Source organism: Micromonospora sp. NPDC005299 (assembly GCF_042872345.1).
Taxonomy (GTDB): Bacteria; Actinomycetota; Actinomycetes; order Mycobacteriales; family Micromonosporaceae; genus Micromonospora.
Genome location: NZ_JBIAKG010000002.1, coordinates 61,106 through 78,833 on the forward strand (window position 1 = coordinate 61,106; position 17,728 = coordinate 78,833).

The window sequence follows — 17,728 nt, forward strand, 5'->3', positions numbered from 1 at the left end:
AACCGGCTGGCGCGCCACCGTCCCGGACGCCGCGTCTCATGACGCCCCTTCGGCTTGCGCGCGTCGCCACGCCGAGGACGCGAGTAGGCGTAGGCCGTTGAGGCCGACGATGATGGTGGAGCCTTCGTGGCCGGCGACGCCGAGTGCCAGGGGGAGGTGGCCGAACAGGTCCCAGGCGACCAGCGCGGCGATGAACGTGGCGGCGATAGCCAGGTTTGCCTTCACCAGGCGGCGGGCGCGTCGGGACAAGGCTACGGCCGCAGGCAGGGCAGGCAGGTCGTCCCGGACGAGGACGGCGTCGGCACTGTGCAGGGCCAGGTCGGAGCCGCCGCGACCCATGGCGACGCCGAGGTCGGCGGCGGCGAGCGCGGGGGCGTCGTTGACGCCGTCGCCGACCAGCAGCACCCGCCGGCCGCCGGCCTGCACGGCCCGTACCCGGTCGACCTTGTCCTGCGGCAGCAGCCCGGCGTGCACGTCGGTGATTCCGGCCTCTGCCGCGAGGTGGCCTGCGGCGCCGGGGTTGTCGCCGGTGAGCAGCACCGGCCTGGCCCCGGTCAGTCGAGTCAGCGCGGCCACGGTGTCGGCGGCGTCGGGGCGGATGCGGTCAGTGAGGGCGAGCACCCCTGCGGGCGTCCCGTCGACGAGAACCACCACGGCCGTCCGTCCAGTGGCCTGCGCGTCAGCGGCCACCGTCCGGGCTTGGACCACGGCCGGGTCACCGGCGGTGGGCGCGAGCTCGTCGAGCAGCACAGGACTGCCCACGGCCACCCGGCGGCCGTCGACCACGGCCCGCACGCCCCGCCCGGGCACGGACGTAAATTCACGTACTGCCGCAACCGGCAGCCCGCGGTCCCGGGCGGCCGCGAGGACCGCGGCGCCAACCGGGTGCTCGCTGGCGTGTTCCGCCCCGGCGGCCAGCCGCAGCACCTCCGCGCTGTGCGCGTCGCCGATGGTGTGGATGTCGACGACGCGGGGGTGGCCTTCGGTGAGGGTGCCGGTCTTGTCGAACGCCACCAGCTCGATGTCGGCCAGGTGCTCCATGACCACGGCGGATTTGACCAGCACGCCGTGGCGGCCGGCGAGGGCGATCGCCGACAGCAGCGGCGGCATCGTGGCCAGGACGACCGCGCACGGCGACGCGACGATCATGAAGGTCATCGCCCGCAACAACGTCGACTGCAGGTCGGCGCCGAAGGACAGCGGGACGGCGAACAGCGCCAGGGTGGCGACCACGACCGCGATCGAGTACCGCTGCTCGACCTTCTCGATGAACAGCTGGGTCTTGGCCTTGGTGGCCGACGCCTGCTCAACGAGGGCGACGATGCGGGCGATCACCGACTCGCCGGCTTCGCGGTGCACCCGGACGACCATGGCGCCCGTGCCGTTGAGGGTGCCGGCGAACACCTCGTCGCCCACGCTCTTGGTAACCGGCAGCGGCTCGCCGGTGATGGTCGCCTGATCCACCTCGCTCACGCCCTCGACGACGACCGCGTCCGCGCCGATCCGTTCACCCGGGCGTACCCGCACCAGGTCACCAACGCCCAGGTGGACGGTGTCCACCACGGTCTCACCGCCGTCGGTATTCAGGCGGGTCGCCTTCTCCGGGGCCACGTCCAGAAGTGCCCGCACGGAGTCTGCGGTGCGGGCGGTGGCGAACGCCTCCATCGCGCCGGAGGTCGCGAAGATGACGATCAGCAGCGCGCCATCGAACACCTGCCCGATTCCCGCGGCGCCGAGCGCGGCCACGATCATCAGCAGGTCCACATCCAGGGTTCGCTCGCGCAGCGCCCGCAGGCCCGCCAGCGCCGGCTCCCAACCGCCAGCGGCGTAGCAGGCCAGATACAAGGCCCGCACCTGCTGGGCGTCGGCACGCCCAGCAGGTGCGCCACTCCGCCGGCGGCGAACAGCATCGTGGCCAGGGCCGCCCACCGCACCTCGCTCAGCGCCCACGCCCGGGCAGCCAACCGTCGGGGTCCCGCAACCGGCGCGGTGGCGGTCGGGGGAGGGTAAGTCGTCGTCGCAGTCACAACGAGGAACACTACCTGCATAGCCACGCAGGTAGCCATTCAACTAGGTAGCTGACTGCGCAGTCTCCGCTACCATGGGCGGGTGCATACCTCGCTGCCGGACTTTCGGATGCCCAACGACGAGCAGGTTCATCTCGCCGCCGAAGGCTTCCGGCTGCTCGCCGACCCCACCCGCATCAAGATCCTCTGGGCCCTGCTGCAAGGCGAAAGCTCGGTGGCGTGCCTCGCCGAGATCGTCGGTGCCGCCCCGACCGCCGTCAGCCAACACCTCGCCAAACTCCGCCTCGCAGGCCTCGTCCGCGGCCGGCGCGAGGGCACCTTCGTGCACTACTCCGCTGCCGACACGCACGTTCGGGCGCTGCTCGCCGAGGCGCTCTTCCACGCCGATCACACTGACCGCAATCTGCCCGACCACAGCAGCCCGCACAGCCACGCCATCGCGCCGTAACGGGTTTGGGCCTGGAGGATGTCGGGGCAACTGCTCCTGGCCGCGCCCCGGTTCCAGCCCGGGCGACCTCATCCGGAATCGATCAACACGCGGAGACGATGAGCTGAGCGCCTGAGGTCGGCCATCTCGCCATCCGTCGCCGAGCGAGCGTGCGGATTGGACAAAGCTGGTGGAGGCCAAGGGGGACCCCACCACTGTCACCGGACGTCCTTGGGCGGCCTGCGTTTCCCTGTCGTTACGGCGCTGGCGACGGCCGGGCGAAGGTCGCGGCCAGCAACCCCGCTGCGAGAACCTGACAGGCGCCCCAAACAGTGACAAGCAGCAGCATGCCCTCGCCGGGCGCGCTCATCCGCGTCGCCCTGTCGCAACTGGACGCTGGCGTGGAACCGGAGTTCGAGACGCGCGAAGTCGACAGAAGGTCAGGCACCTGACCTTGGTGCTCCCGCAGTTTCAGCTGGTCCTGTGGTCCACGAGACGGCGGAGCGGTGAAGTCCAACGCACGGGTCGCGGCCGGATTGTGCGGCAACGCCCCACGCTACTCGGCGTGCTGTTCGGCGGACTGCTGGTCGCTGGCCATCAGCAGCGCATTCGAGGGGGCCAACGGGATCGCCTTCGCCGGGGCGTACGTGGGCCTGCACCTCTGTCGCGGGCTCATCCTCATCACCGCCCTGCGCGGTCACGCCCTGCAAAGGCGGCCCATGCGGGTGCTCATCTGGTTCTGCCTGACCGGCGTGCTGTGGCTGGTCGGCGCGTTCCTGCCCAGCCCGGTCCGGCTGGTGCTCTGGGCGGTGGCGATCACGACGGACTTCGCGGTCGGCCTCTTCGGTTATCCGCTGCCCCGGCTCGGCCGTTCGAGCGCCGAGGAACTCCGGGTGGGCGGCGAGCACCTCGCGGAACGCTACCGGCAGATGTTCATCGTGACCCTCGGCGAGATCATCCTGGTCGGGGTGAGGCAATATGGTGACCCCCCGTTCGTGTCCCTGCGGACGGCGGGGGTGATCCTGCTCTTCGTCTTGACCGTGACGATGTGGCGGATCTATATCGTCTACGTCGCCGACTATCTCGCCACCGGGATCGACGAGGCCAACAATCCCGGCCGGATCGCGCTGGTCGCGGCGTACGCGCATCTGGTCAAGGTGGCCGGTGTGGTGCTGGTCGCCGCCGGTGGTGACCTGGTCGCCAGAGACCCCGTCGGCGAGATCAACCCCACCGAGCTGGCCATCGTGACCGCCGGTCCGCTGGTGTTCCTCGCCGGCCGCTCCGTGTATGCGCTGGTGGTGTTCCGGGCGATGCTGTGGCGGCTGCCCATCGGCGTGGCCGTCCTGTCGCTGGCGGCGCCGATGATGCGAGGGCTGCCACCGCTCACGGTCGCCACCGTCATGACCGTGGGAATGATGGCGATCGCCTTCATCCCACACTGGGGGCAACCGGTGTACCGCACCCGCTGGCACATCCGTACCCGCTGGTGATCCGACCGCGCGCAACCCCGCCGCCCCACGCGTGAGGCATCCGATGCTCCCTTCGAGCGGGCTTCCTGCCGCCGGCTCCCGATCATCGAGCGGGTGATCGGCGGCCCGGTGCAGCGGTGGGGGATGCTGGGTCGGTGCACATCACGATCCTCGGCCCGCTCGCCGTCGACGGCCGGCCGGTCCGGGGCGACCGGCTCGCGACGGTGATCCGCGTGCTCGTCGACGCGCGTGGGCGGGCTGTCTCCACCACGCTGCTGGTGGACGCCGTGTGGGGCGGCACGCCGCCGGACGACGCGACCGGCGCCATCCAGGCGCTCGTGTCCCGGGTACGCCGGCTCGGGCTGCCGGTGGTCGCGGGTCCGGGGGGATATCGCCTGCCCGCCGAGAAGATCACCGTTGACGCTGTCGAGGCGCGGGCGCTCGCCGAGCGGGGACGGACCGCGCTCCGGACCGGTGACGTCCGTGCCGCCCGCAGCTCGGCCGACCAGGCCCGGGCCCTGTTCCCCGAGGTCCCCGAGCTCGTGACCGCCGAGGAGACGCGCCTGTTCGCGGACGTCACCGCGCTCCGCGCAGAGGCGGCACTCGCCGGTGCGGGGCCGTTCGACGAGGCGGACCTGCGCCGGCTCGTCGCACGTACGCCCCCGGACGAGCCGTCGGCCGCCCTGCTCGTGCGCGTGCTCGCCGCCCAGGGCCGCGACGCCGAGGCGCTGGAGGTGATCGACGGGCTTCGTGCCGAACTGGCCGACCGGTACGGCGCCGACCCGTCGTCCGTCATCACGCAGGTCCACCTGGCGCTGCTGCGCGGCGAACTCACCACCCCGGCTGTCGTGACGCCGCCCCGGCAGCCGACGCGGATCGCCCTGCCCGCCGCATGGCGCCGGCCGGTGACCGCCCTCGTCGGTCGGGAGCGGGACGTCGAGGCCGTGGGCGAGGCGCTCACCGAGGCGGCTCTGGTGACGATCGTGGCCACCGGCGGCGCCGGCAAGACCCGGCTGGCCGCCGAGGTGGCGCGTCGCGCGGCGACGGCCGGGCAGACGGTCCGCGTGATCGAACTCGCCGGTCTGCGCTCACCCGACGAGGTGCTGCCCACGGTGCTCGCGGCGCTCGGCGGAGGGGACACCTCGACGACCGGAGGCAACCTGGGCCTCGAACGGCGGGTCCTCAGCCCCGAGGAACGGTTACGCGCCGTAGCGCCGGACCTCGACGGGCTCGTTGTGCTGGACAACTGCGAGCATGTTCTCGACACGGTGGCCACCGTCGTCGCGGACCTGGTCGCGGTGACCTCGCCGGAGGTCACGGTGCTCGCGACGAGCCGGGCCCCGTTGGGCCTGGCCGGTGAGCGGGTCCACCGGCTGACCGCGTTGCCGGACGCCGACGCGCTCGGGCTGCTCGAATCCCGGGCGCGGGCCGGCGGCGCGGTGCCGACCTGGGACACCGCACGAGCGCTCGCGCTGTGTCACCGGCTCGACAACCTGCCGCTGGCGCTCGAACTGGCCGCCGCTCGACTGCGGCACATGCCGATCGACGACGTACTGGCCGGGCTGACCGACCGGTTCGCGCTCCTCGACGACGCGCTGCGGGGCCTGCCGGATCGGCACGCGAGCCTGTGGGCGATGGTCGGCTGGAGCCGGGAACTGCTCGCGCCCGACGACCGCGAGTTGCTCCAGCGGGTCGCGGTCATCCCCGCGCCGTTCACCGCGGACCTCGCCGCAGCGGTCGCGCAGACCCTGGACGTACGACGCGGCCTGGCGACGCTCGTCGAACAGTCCCTGCTGACCCTGGTCGAGGGAGACGGCCCGCCCCGCTACCGGATGCTCGAGACCGTCCGCGAGTACGGCGAAGCCCGCCTCGGCGCGGCCGGGGACCGAGATCCGGCCATGGCGGGCCTGGTCGGTTGGGCCCGGCAGCAGGCGGTCGCCCTCGCCGACCGGTTCATCGGGCCCGGCCAGATCGAGGCCCTGGACCGCTGCGCCGCCGAGCAGGACAACCTGATCGCGGGCCTGCGCTGGGCGTTCGGGCACGACGACGAGCCGGCCACGATCGACGTCGCCACCGTGTTGTTCCACCTCTGGTCGGTGCGCGGCCTGCACCTCGAGGTCACCGGTTGGGCACGGGGTCTGCTGCACGTCGATGACCCGGACCGACGGCGCGCATCGGCGATCCTGCGCGGCCGGGCCGCCGGCCGGCAACTGCCCGATGCCGACCGGCTCGCCTGGACCTGCCTGTTGATCGCCGTCAACGCCGGCATCAGCGGCGAGTTCCGGCTCGCCGTGCTCGCCCGACGGGCGCTACGGAGGCTCCTCGCCGAGCGGCCCGCCGAGGTGTCGCCCCGGCAGACCGTGCTCGCGTCGGCGGTGCCCGCGTTCGACGCGTCCGACCTGGACGGGAGCATGAAGGCCGCCGCCGAGATGATCGCGCACCCGGACCCGTACGTGCGGGGACTCGGCCTGTTCGCCCGCGCCGCCATCCGGGAGAACGGCGGCATGCCCGAGGCGTCGATCGTCGACGCCGAGCAGGCGTACCGCCAGTTCGAGGTCGCCGGTGACCACTGGGGCATGGCGATGGCGGCGGGCGCCGTCGGTCAGTTCTTCATCCCGGGCGGGGACACTCGCTCGGCCGACTGGCTGGCCCGCAGCGTCCACCACATGGATCTGGTCGGCGCGACGCAGGACGCCCGCTCGATCCGTGTGCGGCTGGACGTGCAACGTGCCCTGGCCGGCGACCCGGAAGCGGAGCGGCGGCTGGGCGAGACGGCGACCGCGGGCCAGGCCGAGGAAGTGGAGATCGCGCAGGCGCGCCTCGGGCTGGCCCACCTCGCCTGGCAGCGCGAGTGCTACGACGACGTACTCGCCCACGCCGACGGGGTGACCCGGACCCTGGCCGGGTGGGCCGGGCCGCCGCCGCAGCCGCGCGTCATCCTCCGGGTCGCGGTGGCGGTCCTCCACCTGCGGGTGGCCGAGGTGCGGCGGGCGTCGGGAGACGACGCCGACGCCCACGCGGCCGCGTTGCTGAGGCTCGCCCGGGACGAGGCGCTGTCCTCCAGGGACCTGCCGGTGATCGGGGCGTTGGCGGTGGGCGGTGCCGAACTCGCGGCGTACCGAGGTGACGTCGGAGCCGCCCGCGAACTGTCCGCGCTCGGGATCCGGATCGGCGCCCACGACATGACCTTCTTCCCACCCGGAGACGGCGAGCGGCTCAACGCCGCCCTCCGCGACGAGGAGCAGCGTGAGCCGTTGCTGGCCGCGTGGCGTGAGCGGCCCGTCGCCGCGACCACCGCCCGGATCCGCGAGCTGATGGACGACCTGCTCGCCTAGGTTCAGATCTTCCGGCGATACGCGCGCAACGCCAGCGGCATGAACACCGCCACGAAGCCGGCACACCAGGCGAGCGTCCACCACACGTGCGAGCCGACCGGGGTGCCGAGGAACAGCCCGCGCACCGCTGCCACCAGGTGGGTCATCGGGTTGACGTCCACGAAGGCCTGCATCCAGCCCGGCAGGGTGTCGGCGCTGACGAACACGTTGGACGCGAAGCTCATCGGCATGATCAGCGCGAACATCAGGCCCTGCACGGCGCCCGGGGTACGCACCTTCATCGCCACGAGGACCGGCAGCCAACTCAGGCAGAGGGCGAACAGCACCGCGAGCAGGCAGCCGGCGATCGCCCGCAGCGGGTCGGAGTCGATCCGGAAACCGAGCACGTAGCCGATCGCGAGGGTCGAGATCGTGACGATCACGTACCGTACGACGTCCCCCAGGACCGCGCCGACCAGCGGCGCGGAGCGGGGGACCGGCAGCGACCGGAACCGGTCGAAGATGCCCTTGGCGATGTCGGTGTTGAGGTTGACTCCGATCGCTATGGCGCCGGTGGCGATGGTCTGCGCCAGAATTCCGGGCAACAGGAACTGCAGGTAGTCGTGGGTGGATCCGGCGACCGCGCCGCCGAAGATGTAGACGAAGATGATGAGGAACAGCACCGGTTGCAGCGTGACGTCGATGAGTGCCTCGGGCGTACGCCAGGTCTTGATGAGGCTGCGCTTGGCGAGCGCCAACGAGTGCCGGGCGAGCCGGAAGGGTCGTGGTTTCGCCGCGATCGCCGACAGCGGGGAGTTCGTCGTGGGTGGTGCATCGGCCAGGGTGCTCATGCCGCGACCTCCGTGAGGTGGATGGTCTCGTCGTCGGATGCCGTACGCCCGGTGAGGGTGAAGAACACCTCGTCGAGGCTCGGCAGGTGCAGGGAAAGCTCGGTGACCGCGATGCCGGCGGCGGCGAACCGCGCGACGCTCTCGGTCAGGGCCGCGTCGTCGGCGACCGGCACCGCGAGCACGCCCTTGCGGATCTCGTCGGCCTGCGCACCGGAGCCGACCTCGGTCAGGATCGCCGCGATCCGGGGCAGCTGCGCGGGATCGGACGGCCGGACCTCGAGCGTCTGGCCGCCGACCACCCGCTTGAGCCCTTCGGGTGTGTCGTACGCGATGACCCGCCCGTGGTCGATCACCGTGATCGCGTCCGCGAGCGCGTCGGCCTCCTCCAGGTACTGCGTGGTGAGCAGCACGGTCGAGCCGTTGGTGACCAGCGAACGCACCACCTCCCACATGTCCTCACGTTTGGCCGGGTCGAGCCCGGTCGTCGGCTCGTCCAGGAAGATCACGTCGGGCGAGCCGACAAGGCTGGCGGCCAGATCCAGCCGTCGCCGCATGCCGCCGGAATAGGTCTTGGCCTGCCGATCGGCGGCGGCGGTCAGGTCGAACCAGTCGAGCAGTTCGGCGGCCCGCCGCCGCGAGCCGGTACGCCCCAGCTCCAGCAGGGTGCCGAACAGCTCCAGGTTCTGCCGCCCGGTCAGGTCCTCGTCGACCGAGGCGTACTGGCCGGTGAGTCCGATACTCTGCCGGACCCGCTCGGCGTCGCGGACGACGTCGAAGCCGCTGATCCGGGCGGTGCCGCCGTCCGGGGCCAGGAGCGTGGAGAGGATGCGTACGGCAGTGGTCTTGCCGGCGCCGTTGGGGCCGAGCACCCCGAGCACCGTGCCCCGGGGCACCGCGAGGTCCACGCCCTGCAGCGCCCTCGTCTTCCCGAAGGTCTTGACGAGGCCCTCGGCCTCGATCACCAGGTCAGCTGTCATGCCTGACAGCGTGCGCCGGCCACCTGACACGGCCCCGACACGGCACCGACACGCCCACCGAGGGCGGTATCGGCCGGGGCGGGCCGCCTCGGTCGCCTGACGATGGCGACGATGACACCGGCCCGGGCCAGCTGGTGACGCCCCGCGTCGCAGCCAGCAGTCCTGTTGCGGGACCGGTCATCACGACGTCCGGCCGACCGACGTGTCAGCGCTCCAGCGCCTGTGTCGGTCGGGTCCGGATCGTCCTGAAACCAGCGAGCAGGCGGCGCTCAGTACTGGAAGGCCGAACGAACTGAGCCGCCGACAATCGCGCACCACGTGTCCACGTCGACCTTCCCATTGGGTACCAGGCCGTGCAGGCGCTGCATGTCCTGGACCGCCTTCATGGTGCTGTGGTCGAATTCGCCGCTCACCGTGACGTCGTCGTACCCCTTGCGGCCGAGCAGGTACTGCAGCGCGTTGGCGGGAAGACCGTTGGCGTCCTTGGCGAGGGTCGGCACAAGCGCTTCCCAGGTGGCCGCGTCGAAGGTCGCGTCCGGGTCGACCCGAATCCCGTGGTTGGCTTGGAAGTCGGCCACGGCGGCATTCATGTCGTAGCCGAAGTCGCCGTTCGGGGTCAGTGGGTACCCGAGATCCGCGAGCAGGTACTGCGCGACCTTCACCACCGGGCCGTCGACGAAGCGCCAGATGTCGGGCCACCGGCGTGCGGGGATGTCCGGCTGTTGTGTGGCGAGTGCTGCCGCGACACGCGAGCGCACCATCGGGAACAGCCGGTAGAAAGCGGTGCCCGGGCACTCGGTGGTGTAGAAGTCCCCGTGGCCGAAGATGTCCCATGGCTGCAGCCGGAACTGCTGGCACACCGCGGCGCACAACCTCACCAGCGCGTCGAGCAGTGCGTCAGGCGGCGTCTCGGTGATGTACGTGCCCTCGTTCTCGATCCCGATCGCGTTCCCGTTCTCGCCCGGGCAGTGTGCGGAGATGACCTGGTGCGCGCCGGTGTCGAGCGTCTCCAGGCTGCGGTGGCGACCCTCCAGCACGTAGCCGCCACGGCTGACCGTGAAGTGCTGTCCGGTGTCCGCCCAGCCGTTGACGTCCATGTGCAGGTTCTGACAGTCCCGCGCCAGTTGGATCGCCTGGTCGCGCGAGTAGTCCGTGACGTTCGGGAACGCCATGTGGTGCAGGATGATCTTGTTGGTGACGTTGCCGGTGATCTGAATCGCTCCCCTTGGCGGGCGCGCACCCCATGTGTCGCAATCGATGATCCAGGGGAACGTGGCGCTGGGCGCGGCACCCGCTGGTACCGCGGCGAACAGTTCAGTGCCGACGACCGCCGCAATCCCGGTACCGAGACCTGCCTTGAACAAGGTGCGACGACCGACCTCGTGCCGATGAGCTGACATGCGCTGCCTCCATGAGGGATGTGGCACAACAACGACAACTGCTGTGGGTCGACTGAGCTATGTCGGTGAAGGCGCAGGGCGGGCGCCCTACGCGGGCAGGAACGCCGGGCGGCTGTGGTCCTCGGCGGCGAGCATCGACCGTCGCCGTGCCGAGAAGACCGAGTGAGCGGACTGACATGAGGCCACCTTCATCCGCGAGGACCGGTGGTGAAACATTTTGACTATTTCACCGCAACGCTTGGCAATTTTCAACAGACAAGAGTCAACGGCTGGCTCTCTGGGGCGCATTGCCTCGCCCGAGGCTGGGCGGTCGACGATGGTCAGGTGTGATGATCTGCCGCCGACACCGACGTGCGGCTGGGCCCATTCAGGGCGGCCCCCGACGATCCGGCCAGCTGGGCGCGAGTCAGGCGCTGTCCGGGGGCGGGTGGGGGCACTATCGTTCTGGCGTGCACATCCGTTTCGACGTCCCAGCCGATCCCGCCTACCCAGGCCGCGTGGCCGCGGCGCTCAGCAGTGTTCGGCTGCGCAAGTACGGCTATGTCGGCGCGGTACTGGCGGTGGTCGGGGCGGTCGGTTTCGCCGTCTCGCGGGGGTTCGCGTGGGGCGACAAGATCTCGCCGCTGTGCATGACGATGGTCGTGGGTGGCCTGCTGTCGATGCTGTACTCGCCGTGGGTGCGGATGCGCGCCCGGCGCCGCTCCAGTCGCTACGCGGTCGAAGGCGCCTACGACATCACCGACGACAACATCATGATGCGCAGCGGCTCGGAGTCCGGCGGCATCGCCTGGGACGGGGTCGCCCAGGTAAGGGACACCCCTGAGTTCTGGATCGTGTACGTCGGCCGGATGCCGGCGACGGTGATCCCACGCCGTTTGATGTCCGCCGAGGACGCCGAGACGATGCGAGCCTTTCTGGCCGAACGGGGGCTGCTCCAGCCTCGGTGAACTCACCTGGCATCCGAGCGCATCGAATCTGAGCAGGGTGGGACGCGTCGTCACGCGTGCCCTCAGTCGACGGTGCGGCAGGCGGCGTCAATGCGGTGGACTGGCCGGACCCGCCGGCCCAGTCCCTCCAGCAGCGAGTCCACGACGTGGAAGTCGCGCACGCGTAGCTGCCGGCGGGGCAGTTCCTCCTCGCTCGGGCAGAGCACCTGAGCCCGGACCTGGCCGATCGGCACGTACCGGACCCCGCCGCGTTCCCGGAGCAGCACCATGTTCACGTCGTCCACGGTGACCACGTGGCCCCGAACGTCCTCGGTGACGCCGGGCGACGACTCGACCGTGGTTACGGCCAGGGGCAGCGCCGGCGTGCTGATCACCGGAAGCGCCGCCCAGACCAGCATGGCAAGCACCGCCGCCTCGGTGATCGAGGCGAGCGGTCGGATCACCGCCGCCGGCAGCGGCCCCGTGACGAACAGGGCCAGGACCAGGGGTACGACGAGCAGCTTGATCCGGCCCGGCGAGACCTGTGCCGTCACCCCACTAGCCTCGGCCGCGGATCATCGACATCAGCAGCCCGTGGGTCTCGGCGTCGCCGGCCACCACAAGCCCGCGGCCTGCCGGCCCGATCGGGGCGCCGTCGATCCCGGTGATCACGCAGCCGGCAGCGCGGCACACAGCGATGCCGGCGGCGAAGTGCACACTCCCGGACAGGTCACCGCCGTCGGTGACGTACGCGGCGCGCTTGCCGGCCGCGACCCAGGCCAACGCCAGCGTGGTGGACACGACCCGCGGCCGGAACCGCTCGACGAACCCGGGGTGGGCCAGCAAGTCGACGGCCCGGAATCCGGGTGCGCTCGGAAACGGCGGGTCCAGGTTGACGTCCACCAGCTGGTTGGCGGGAGTGGGCGTCAACCGCGCGTCGACACCGTCGTGCCGCACCCAGGCGGTCTCACCGTCCGTGAAGAAGACCTCGCCGGTGAACGGGTCGGCCACCGCCGCTGCTCCGTTGCGCAGCGCCACGTTGACGGCCACCAGCATGTTGCCGACGGCGTAGTTCAGCGTGCCGCACAGGGGATCCACCAGCCACTGGCGCGCAGCGTCGGCCGCGCCCCGCTGCCCGCCTTCCTCGCCGAGTACCGCATCGTCGGGCCGAGCGGCGCGGATGACGCCGAGGATCGTCTGCTCGGCCTCCACATCGGCGTCGGTGGCGAAGTCCCCGGCGCCCTTCTCGATGCGGCTGAGCCGTTGGCCGTACATGGTGCGCACCACGTCCGCACCGGCACGGGCCGCCGCCATCGCGACCCCGGCATCGTCAAGGCCCGCGTACGAGTTGATCATGCCTGGCAGAATATCGGGGCGAAGCTATCTCCCGGCGGTCAGGGGCGGCATCGCGCCGCTCCCGCCGCCGCAGGGTGCAGCTCACCGCCGGGCGCGACGCACTAGACGTGAGTGATCACGTTCTTGCCGTACGCGGTGAGGGTCTTCTCCTTGTCGTCATGCATGAGGTAGAGGGCGAAGTTGTGGACCCCGATCTCCTTGAGCTCCTGCAGCCGGTCGACATGGGCCGACTCGGGGCCGAGCAGGCAGAATCGGTCGACGATGGCGTCGGGGACAAAGTCGGTGGACGGATTGCCGGCGCGGCCGTGGTGTGAGTAGTCGTAGCCTTCGCGGTCTGTGATGTAGTCGGTCAGCGCCTTCGGTACCACTCCGGAGTCGCCGTAGCGGGCGACCAGGTCGGCCACGTGGTTGCCGACCATGCCGCCGAACCAGCGCAGCTGATCCCGTTGGTGCACGAGGTTCGTACCCACGTAGGCGGGGGCGGCCACGCACATCGTGATCGAGTCCGGATCCCGGCCGGCGGCGCTGGCCGCGTCGCGTACCGTGCCGATCGTCCAGCGGGCGATGTCCGGGTCGGCGGTCTGCAGGATGAAGCCGTCGGCCTGCTCGCCGACCAGCCGCAGCGCCTTCGGGCCGTAGGCGGCCATCCAGATCTCCAGCTTGCCGTCACGCACCCACGGGATGCGCACCGGCGTGCCGTGGTGTTCCACGTCGCGTCCCTCGGCCAGTTCCTTGATCACGCGCATGGCGCTTCTGAGGGTGGCCAGGCTCGCCGGCGGTTGGCCGATGACTCGGCGGGCCGAGTCGCCCCGGCCGATCCCGCAGACGGTTCGGTTGCCGAACATGTCGTTGAGGGTGGCGAAGAGTGACGCGGTGACCGACCAGTCGCGGGTGCTCGGGTTGGTCACCATCGGTCCGACGATCAGGTGCTTGGTCGCGGCGAGGACCTGCGAGTAGATGACGAACGGCTCCTGCCACAGCACGCAGGAGTCGAACGTCCACCCGTAGCGGAATCCGTTGTCCTCGGCGGCGGCGAGGCCCGCCACGACGTCGCGAGCGGGCGGGTCGGTCTGCAGTACGACACCGAAGTCCACGGTCAACTCCTCGTCAGACCAGGTACTGGCTGAGGTCGCGCTTCAGGAACGTGCCGTGCCCGGCGGCGCCGTGGAAGGCGTTGTCGTCGACGACGATCCGGCCGCGGGACAACACGGTGGAGACCTTCCCGGTCAGCCGCATGCCCTCGTACGCGGAATAGTCCACGTTCATGTGGTGGCTGCCGGCGGAGATGGTCTGCTCGGCCGTCGGGTCGTACACCGTGATGTCCGCGTCCGCGCCCGGGGCTATGACGCCCTTGCGTGGGTAGAGGCCGAACATCCGGGCGGGCGTGGTCGAGCTGATCTCGACCCAGCGCGGCAGGGTGATTTCGCCCTTCACGACGCCCTGGTAGAGCAGGTCCATCCGGTGCTCGACGCCCGGCATCCCGTTGGGGATCTTCGAGAAGTCTGCCCGGCCCAGCTCCTTCTGGTCCTTGAAGCAGAAGGGGCAGTGGTCGGTGGACACGAGCGACAGGTCGTTGGTGCGCAGGCCCCGCCACAGTTCCGCCTGGTGCTCCTTGGGCCGCAGCGGGGGAGAGGCGACGTACTTCGCGCCCTCGAAGTCAGGCCTGGCCAGGTCGTCCAGCGACAGGAACAGGTACTGCGGGCAGGTCTCGGCGAACACGTTCTGCCCGGTGTCGCGGGCCTGGGTGACCGCGTCGAGGGCGTGCGCGGCGGACAGGTGCACGATGTACAGCGGTGCGCCGGTGACCTTCGCCAGGGTGATCGCCCGGGAGGTTGCCTCGCCTTCCAGCTCGGGCGGCCGGGTCAGCCCGTGCTGTACCGGGTCGGTCCGCCCACTCGCCAGTGCCTGCGCGACGAGCTGGTCGATGGCGATGCCGTTCTCCGCGTGCATCATGATCATCGATCCGGTGTCCCGAGCCTTCTGCATCGCCCGCAGGATCTCCCCGTCCGTGGCGTAGAAGACACCCGGGTAGGCCATGAACATCTTGAAGGTGTTCACGCCCGCGTCGATGCAGGCCTCCATCTCTTTGAGCGACGTGTCGTTGACGTCCGCGACGATCATGTGGAACCCGTAGTCGATCGCGCAGTTGCCGTCGGCCTTGCTGTGCCACTTGTCCAGCGCGGACAGCAGCGACGTTCCCTTGCCCTGCACGGCGAAGTCGATGATCGTGGTCGTGCCACCCCAGGCCGCCGCGGTCGTCCCGCTCTCGAAGGTGTCGGCCGAGAAGGTGCCCCCGAACGGCATCTCCATGTGGGTGTGGCCGTCGATGCCGCCTGGCACCACGTACTTCCCGGCGGCGTCGATCACTCGCTCGGCGCCGGACGCCCACTGCTGGGCCAGACCCGAGTCCGGCGCGGCGAGCGCGGCGATCCGCTCGCCCTCCACCAGCACGTCCGCCGGGTACTCCCCGGTGGCGTTGACGACTGTTCCGTTGCGGATGACGATGCTCACGGCGTCACCAGCGATTCGTAGGTCTCCGGCCGGCGGTCGCGGTAGAACGCCCACAGGTCGCGCACCTCGGCCAGCCTGTCCATGTCGAGATCGCGGATGACGACCTCTTCTTCGGTGTCCGACGCGGCGTCGCCGACCAGTTGCCCCCGCGGGTCCACGAAGTAGGACTGGCCGTAGAAGTCGTTGTCGCCCAACGGTTCCACGCCGACCCGGTTGATCGTGCCGACGTAGTATTCGTTGGCGACCGCGGCGGCCGGCTGCTCGAGGCGCCAGAGGTACTCTGACAGGCCCCGGCTCGTGGCGGAGGGGTTGAAGACGATCTTTGCGCCGGCCAGCCCCAGGGCCCGCCAGCCTTCCGGGAAGTGCCGTTCGTAGCAGATGTAGACGCCGATGCGGCCCACCGCGGTGTCGAACACCGGGTAGCCGAGGTTTCCCGGCCGGAAGTAGAACTTCTCCCAGAACCCCTTCACCTGCGGGATGTGGTTCTTGCGGTGCTTGCCGAGGTAGGTGCCGTCGGCGTCGATCACCGCCGCCGTGTTGTAGTAGACGCCTGGTTGTTCCTGCTCGTACATCGGCACGATCAGCACCACACCGTGCTGCTCGGCGATCTCACGCATCAGCGCGGTCGTCGGCCCGTCGGGGATCGCCTCGGTGTACGAGTAGTAGTCGGCGTCCTGCACCTGGCAGAAGTACGGACCGTAGAACAACTCCTGTAGGCAGACGACCTGTGCGCCCTGCGACGCGGCGCTGCGGATCGCCTCCACCGCGTTCGCGATCATCGACTCCTTGTCGCCGGTCCACTTCTGCTGCACCAGCCCGGCTCGGATGATGGTGCTCATCGGTTCTCCTCCTTGGCGTGAGCGGTGCGCGGCAGCGACAGCGCCAGGTAGACGACGAACGCGCCGACCAGACCGGCGACCCAGCTGTAGTCGTAGAGCGGCTTGAGCCACGGGATGAACCCGTCCTCGGGGAACGGCCCCTTGCCGGGTGCGGAGTAGGCGCCACCCACCGCGAGGACCGCGCCGACGACGGTGGCAACGACGGCCGCCCAGTTCCAGCCGCCGGAGAACCAGTACCGACCCTCGGGACGGTAGAGGGCGGGCAACTGGAGGCGCGTGCGGCTGCGGACCCAGTATCCGGCGATGAGCACCCCGGCGACGGCGCCGAGCAGGCCGCCGTAGAACCCGAGCCACACGAAGATGTAGATGTTGGGGTCCTGCACCAGCCGCCACGGCTGGATCAGGATGCCGAGCACGCCGGTGATCAGCCCTCCGGTCCGGAAGTTGACCAGTCGGGGTGCGGCGTTGGAGAAGTCGTACGCCGGGCTGACCGTGTTAGCAGCGACGTTCACCGACAGTGTCGCGACCACCACCGTGAACAGGCCCAGCGCGACGACCAGCGGGTTCTCGAACTTGGCGGCGAGCTGGATGGGGTCCCAGATCGCCTCGCCGTAGATGACGGCCGTGCCCGAGGTGATCATGATCGACAGGATGGCGAAGAACGACATCGTGGTCGGCAGACCGAGGATCTGCCCGTACGCCTGCTGCCGCTGGCTGCCGCCGAACCGGGTGAAGTCGGGGATGTTCAGCGACAGGGTCGCCCAGAACGCGATCATCCCCATCAGCGATGGGGCGAACAGCTTCCAGAAGTCGGCGCCCCAGCCCAGCTTCGACGGCTCGGACAGGATCGGGCCGAGCCCGCCGGCCTCGACCAGCACCCAGATCAGCAGGGCGATGGCGACCACGAGGACGAACGGCGCGGCCCAGTTCTCGAAGCGTCGAAGGGTGTCCATGCCCCGCCAGATGATCGCCATCTCGATCGCCCAGAACAGGAAGAAGGAGGCCCAGAGCGTCCACGGGTGGTCCATGATCTGCGCCGCGTCGACCCACCAGGAGCCCAGCAGCTTCCCGGCGATCGCGTAGATCGCCTCACCGCCGATCCAGGTCTGGATGCCGAACCAGCCGCACGCGATGAACGCGCGCAGCAGAGCCGCGAGGTTGGCGCCGCGAACTCCGTAGAAGGCGCGGGCGAAGACCGGGAACGGAATCCCGTACTTGGTGCCCGCGTGGCTGTTCAACAGCATCGGGATCAGGACGAGCAGGTTGCCCAGCGTGATCGTGAGGAACGCCTGCACCCAGTTCATACCGAGCTGGATGAGCCCGGCGGCGAGCAGGTAGGTGGGGATGTTGTGCGCCATGCCGATCCACAGCGCCGCGAAGTTGTACGTGCTCCAGGTGCGCTTCTCGATCGGTACCGGGGCGAGCTCCTCGTTGAAGTAGCGGCTGTCGGCGATCGTGGAGAAGTCGCGCAACTCGACTCGGCCGTCCGGATGGGTGATCTGCGTGCCGGGTTCGACCGCGGTGGTTTCGGCCGGGGGCAGGGGCTCGACGGTCATCGGTCACCTCCTGTTACGGTGCCGCAACACTGGCCGACCAACCCGGCTCACGCGCTCCTGGTGGGCGGTTCAGCG

At 70.3% G+C, this 17,728-nt stretch carries 14 protein-coding genes; 4 read left to right on the forward strand and 10 right to left on the reverse strand.

Going from position 1 to position 17,728, the window contains the following annotated elements; genetic code table 11:
• Window positions 1-36: 36 nt before the first annotated feature.
• Window positions 37-1,854, reverse strand: a complete 1,818-nt coding sequence (locus ACFYPD_RS05580; protein WP_387109354.1) for a heavy metal translocating P-type ATPase — start codon at window positions 1,852-1,854, stop codon at window positions 37-39.
• 282 nt (window positions 1,855-2,136) lie between these two features.
• On the opposite strand from ACFYPD_RS05580, the gene ACFYPD_RS05585 reads away from it, so the two are divergent.
• The 3 genes from ACFYPD_RS05585 to ACFYPD_RS05595 all read left to right on the forward strand — a co-directional run bounded on the left by ACFYPD_RS05585 (window position 2,137) and on the right by ACFYPD_RS05595 (window position 7,258).
• On the forward strand, window positions 2,137-2,475 hold the full coding sequence (locus tag ACFYPD_RS05585; RefSeq protein ID WP_387110579.1) for an ArsR/SmtB family transcription factor: 339 nt from the start codon (window positions 2,137-2,139) through the stop codon (window positions 2,473-2,475).
• Window positions 2,476-2,960: 485 nt separating this feature from the next.
• Complete coding sequence (locus tag ACFYPD_RS05590) at window positions 2,961-3,944, forward strand: low temperature requirement protein A (RefSeq protein ID WP_387109356.1); 984 nt, start codon at window positions 2,961-2,963, stop codon at window positions 3,942-3,944.
• A gap of 134 nt (window positions 3,945-4,078) precedes the next feature.
• On the forward strand, window positions 4,079-7,258 hold the full coding sequence (locus ACFYPD_RS05595) for a BTAD domain-containing putative transcriptional regulator (RefSeq protein ID WP_387109358.1): 3,180 nt from the start codon (window positions 4,079-4,081) through the stop codon (window positions 7,256-7,258).
• 2 nt (window positions 7,259-7,260) lie between these two features.
• Here the strand turns inward: ACFYPD_RS05595 and ACFYPD_RS05600 are convergent, their stop codons facing one another.
• The 3 genes from ACFYPD_RS05600 to ACFYPD_RS05610 form a co-directional block, all read right to left on the reverse strand.
• Window positions 7,261-8,088 carry an ABC transporter permease gene (locus tag ACFYPD_RS05600; RefSeq protein ID WP_387109361.1) on the reverse strand — a complete coding sequence of 276 codons (828 nt, stop codon included), beginning with the start codon at window positions 8,086-8,088 and terminating at the stop codon, window positions 7,261-7,263.
• On the reverse strand, window positions 8,085-9,065 hold the full coding sequence (locus ACFYPD_RS05605) for an ATP-binding cassette domain-containing protein (RefSeq protein WP_387109364.1): 981 nt from the start codon (window positions 9,063-9,065) through the stop codon (window positions 8,085-8,087). Before ACFYPD_RS05605 ends, ACFYPD_RS05600 begins: the two co-directional genes overlap by 4 nt.
• A 269-nt stretch (window positions 9,066-9,334) precedes the next feature.
• A complete protein-coding gene (locus tag ACFYPD_RS05610; RefSeq protein ID WP_387109367.1) occupies window positions 9,335-10,465 on the reverse strand; it encodes an N-acetylmuramoyl-L-alanine amidase in 1,131 nt (376 codons plus the stop codon).
• 449 nt (window positions 10,466-10,914) lie between these two features.
• Here ACFYPD_RS05610 and ACFYPD_RS05615 point away from each other — a divergent pair, with 449 nt between their 5' ends.
• Window positions 10,915-11,412 carry a YcxB family protein gene (locus ACFYPD_RS05615; RefSeq protein WP_387109369.1) on the forward strand — a complete coding sequence of 166 codons (498 nt, stop codon included), beginning with the start codon at window positions 10,915-10,917 and terminating at the stop codon, window positions 11,410-11,412.
• 62 nt (window positions 11,413-11,474) lie between these two features.
• Here the strand turns inward: ACFYPD_RS05615 and ACFYPD_RS05620 are convergent, their stop codons facing one another.
• The 6 genes from ACFYPD_RS05620 to ACFYPD_RS05645 form a co-directional block, all read right to left on the reverse strand.
• Window positions 11,475-11,945: a hypothetical protein gene (locus ACFYPD_RS05620; protein WP_387109372.1), complete on the reverse strand. Its 471-nt coding sequence runs from the start codon at window positions 11,943-11,945 to the stop codon at window positions 11,475-11,477.
• Window positions 11,946-11,949: 4 nt separating this feature from the next.
• Window positions 11,950-12,747: an inositol monophosphatase family protein gene (locus ACFYPD_RS05625; RefSeq protein ID WP_387109374.1), complete on the reverse strand. Its 798-nt coding sequence runs from the start codon at window positions 12,745-12,747 to the stop codon at window positions 11,950-11,952.
• Window positions 12,748-12,848: 101 nt separating this feature from the next.
• A complete protein-coding gene (locus tag ACFYPD_RS05630; RefSeq protein WP_387109377.1) occupies window positions 12,849-13,841 on the reverse strand; it encodes a TIGR03842 family LLM class F420-dependent oxidoreductase in 993 nt (330 codons plus the stop codon).
• A gap of 13 nt (window positions 13,842-13,854) precedes the next feature.
• Complete coding sequence (hydA, locus tag ACFYPD_RS05635; RefSeq protein ID WP_387109380.1) at window positions 13,855-15,258, reverse strand: dihydropyrimidinase; 1,404 nt, start codon at window positions 15,256-15,258, stop codon at window positions 13,855-13,857.
• A complete protein-coding gene (locus ACFYPD_RS05640) occupies window positions 15,255-16,097 on the reverse strand; it encodes a nitrilase-related carbon-nitrogen hydrolase (RefSeq protein ID WP_357336431.1) in 843 nt (280 codons plus the stop codon). The genes hydA and ACFYPD_RS05640 overlap by 4 nt, the downstream gene beginning before the upstream one ends.
• A complete protein-coding gene (locus ACFYPD_RS05645) occupies window positions 16,094-17,653 on the reverse strand; it encodes an NCS1 family nucleobase:cation symporter-1 (protein ID WP_387109383.1) in 1,560 nt (519 codons plus the stop codon). Before ACFYPD_RS05645 ends, ACFYPD_RS05640 begins: the two co-directional genes overlap by 4 nt.
• Window positions 17,654-17,728: the final 75 nt, after the last annotated feature.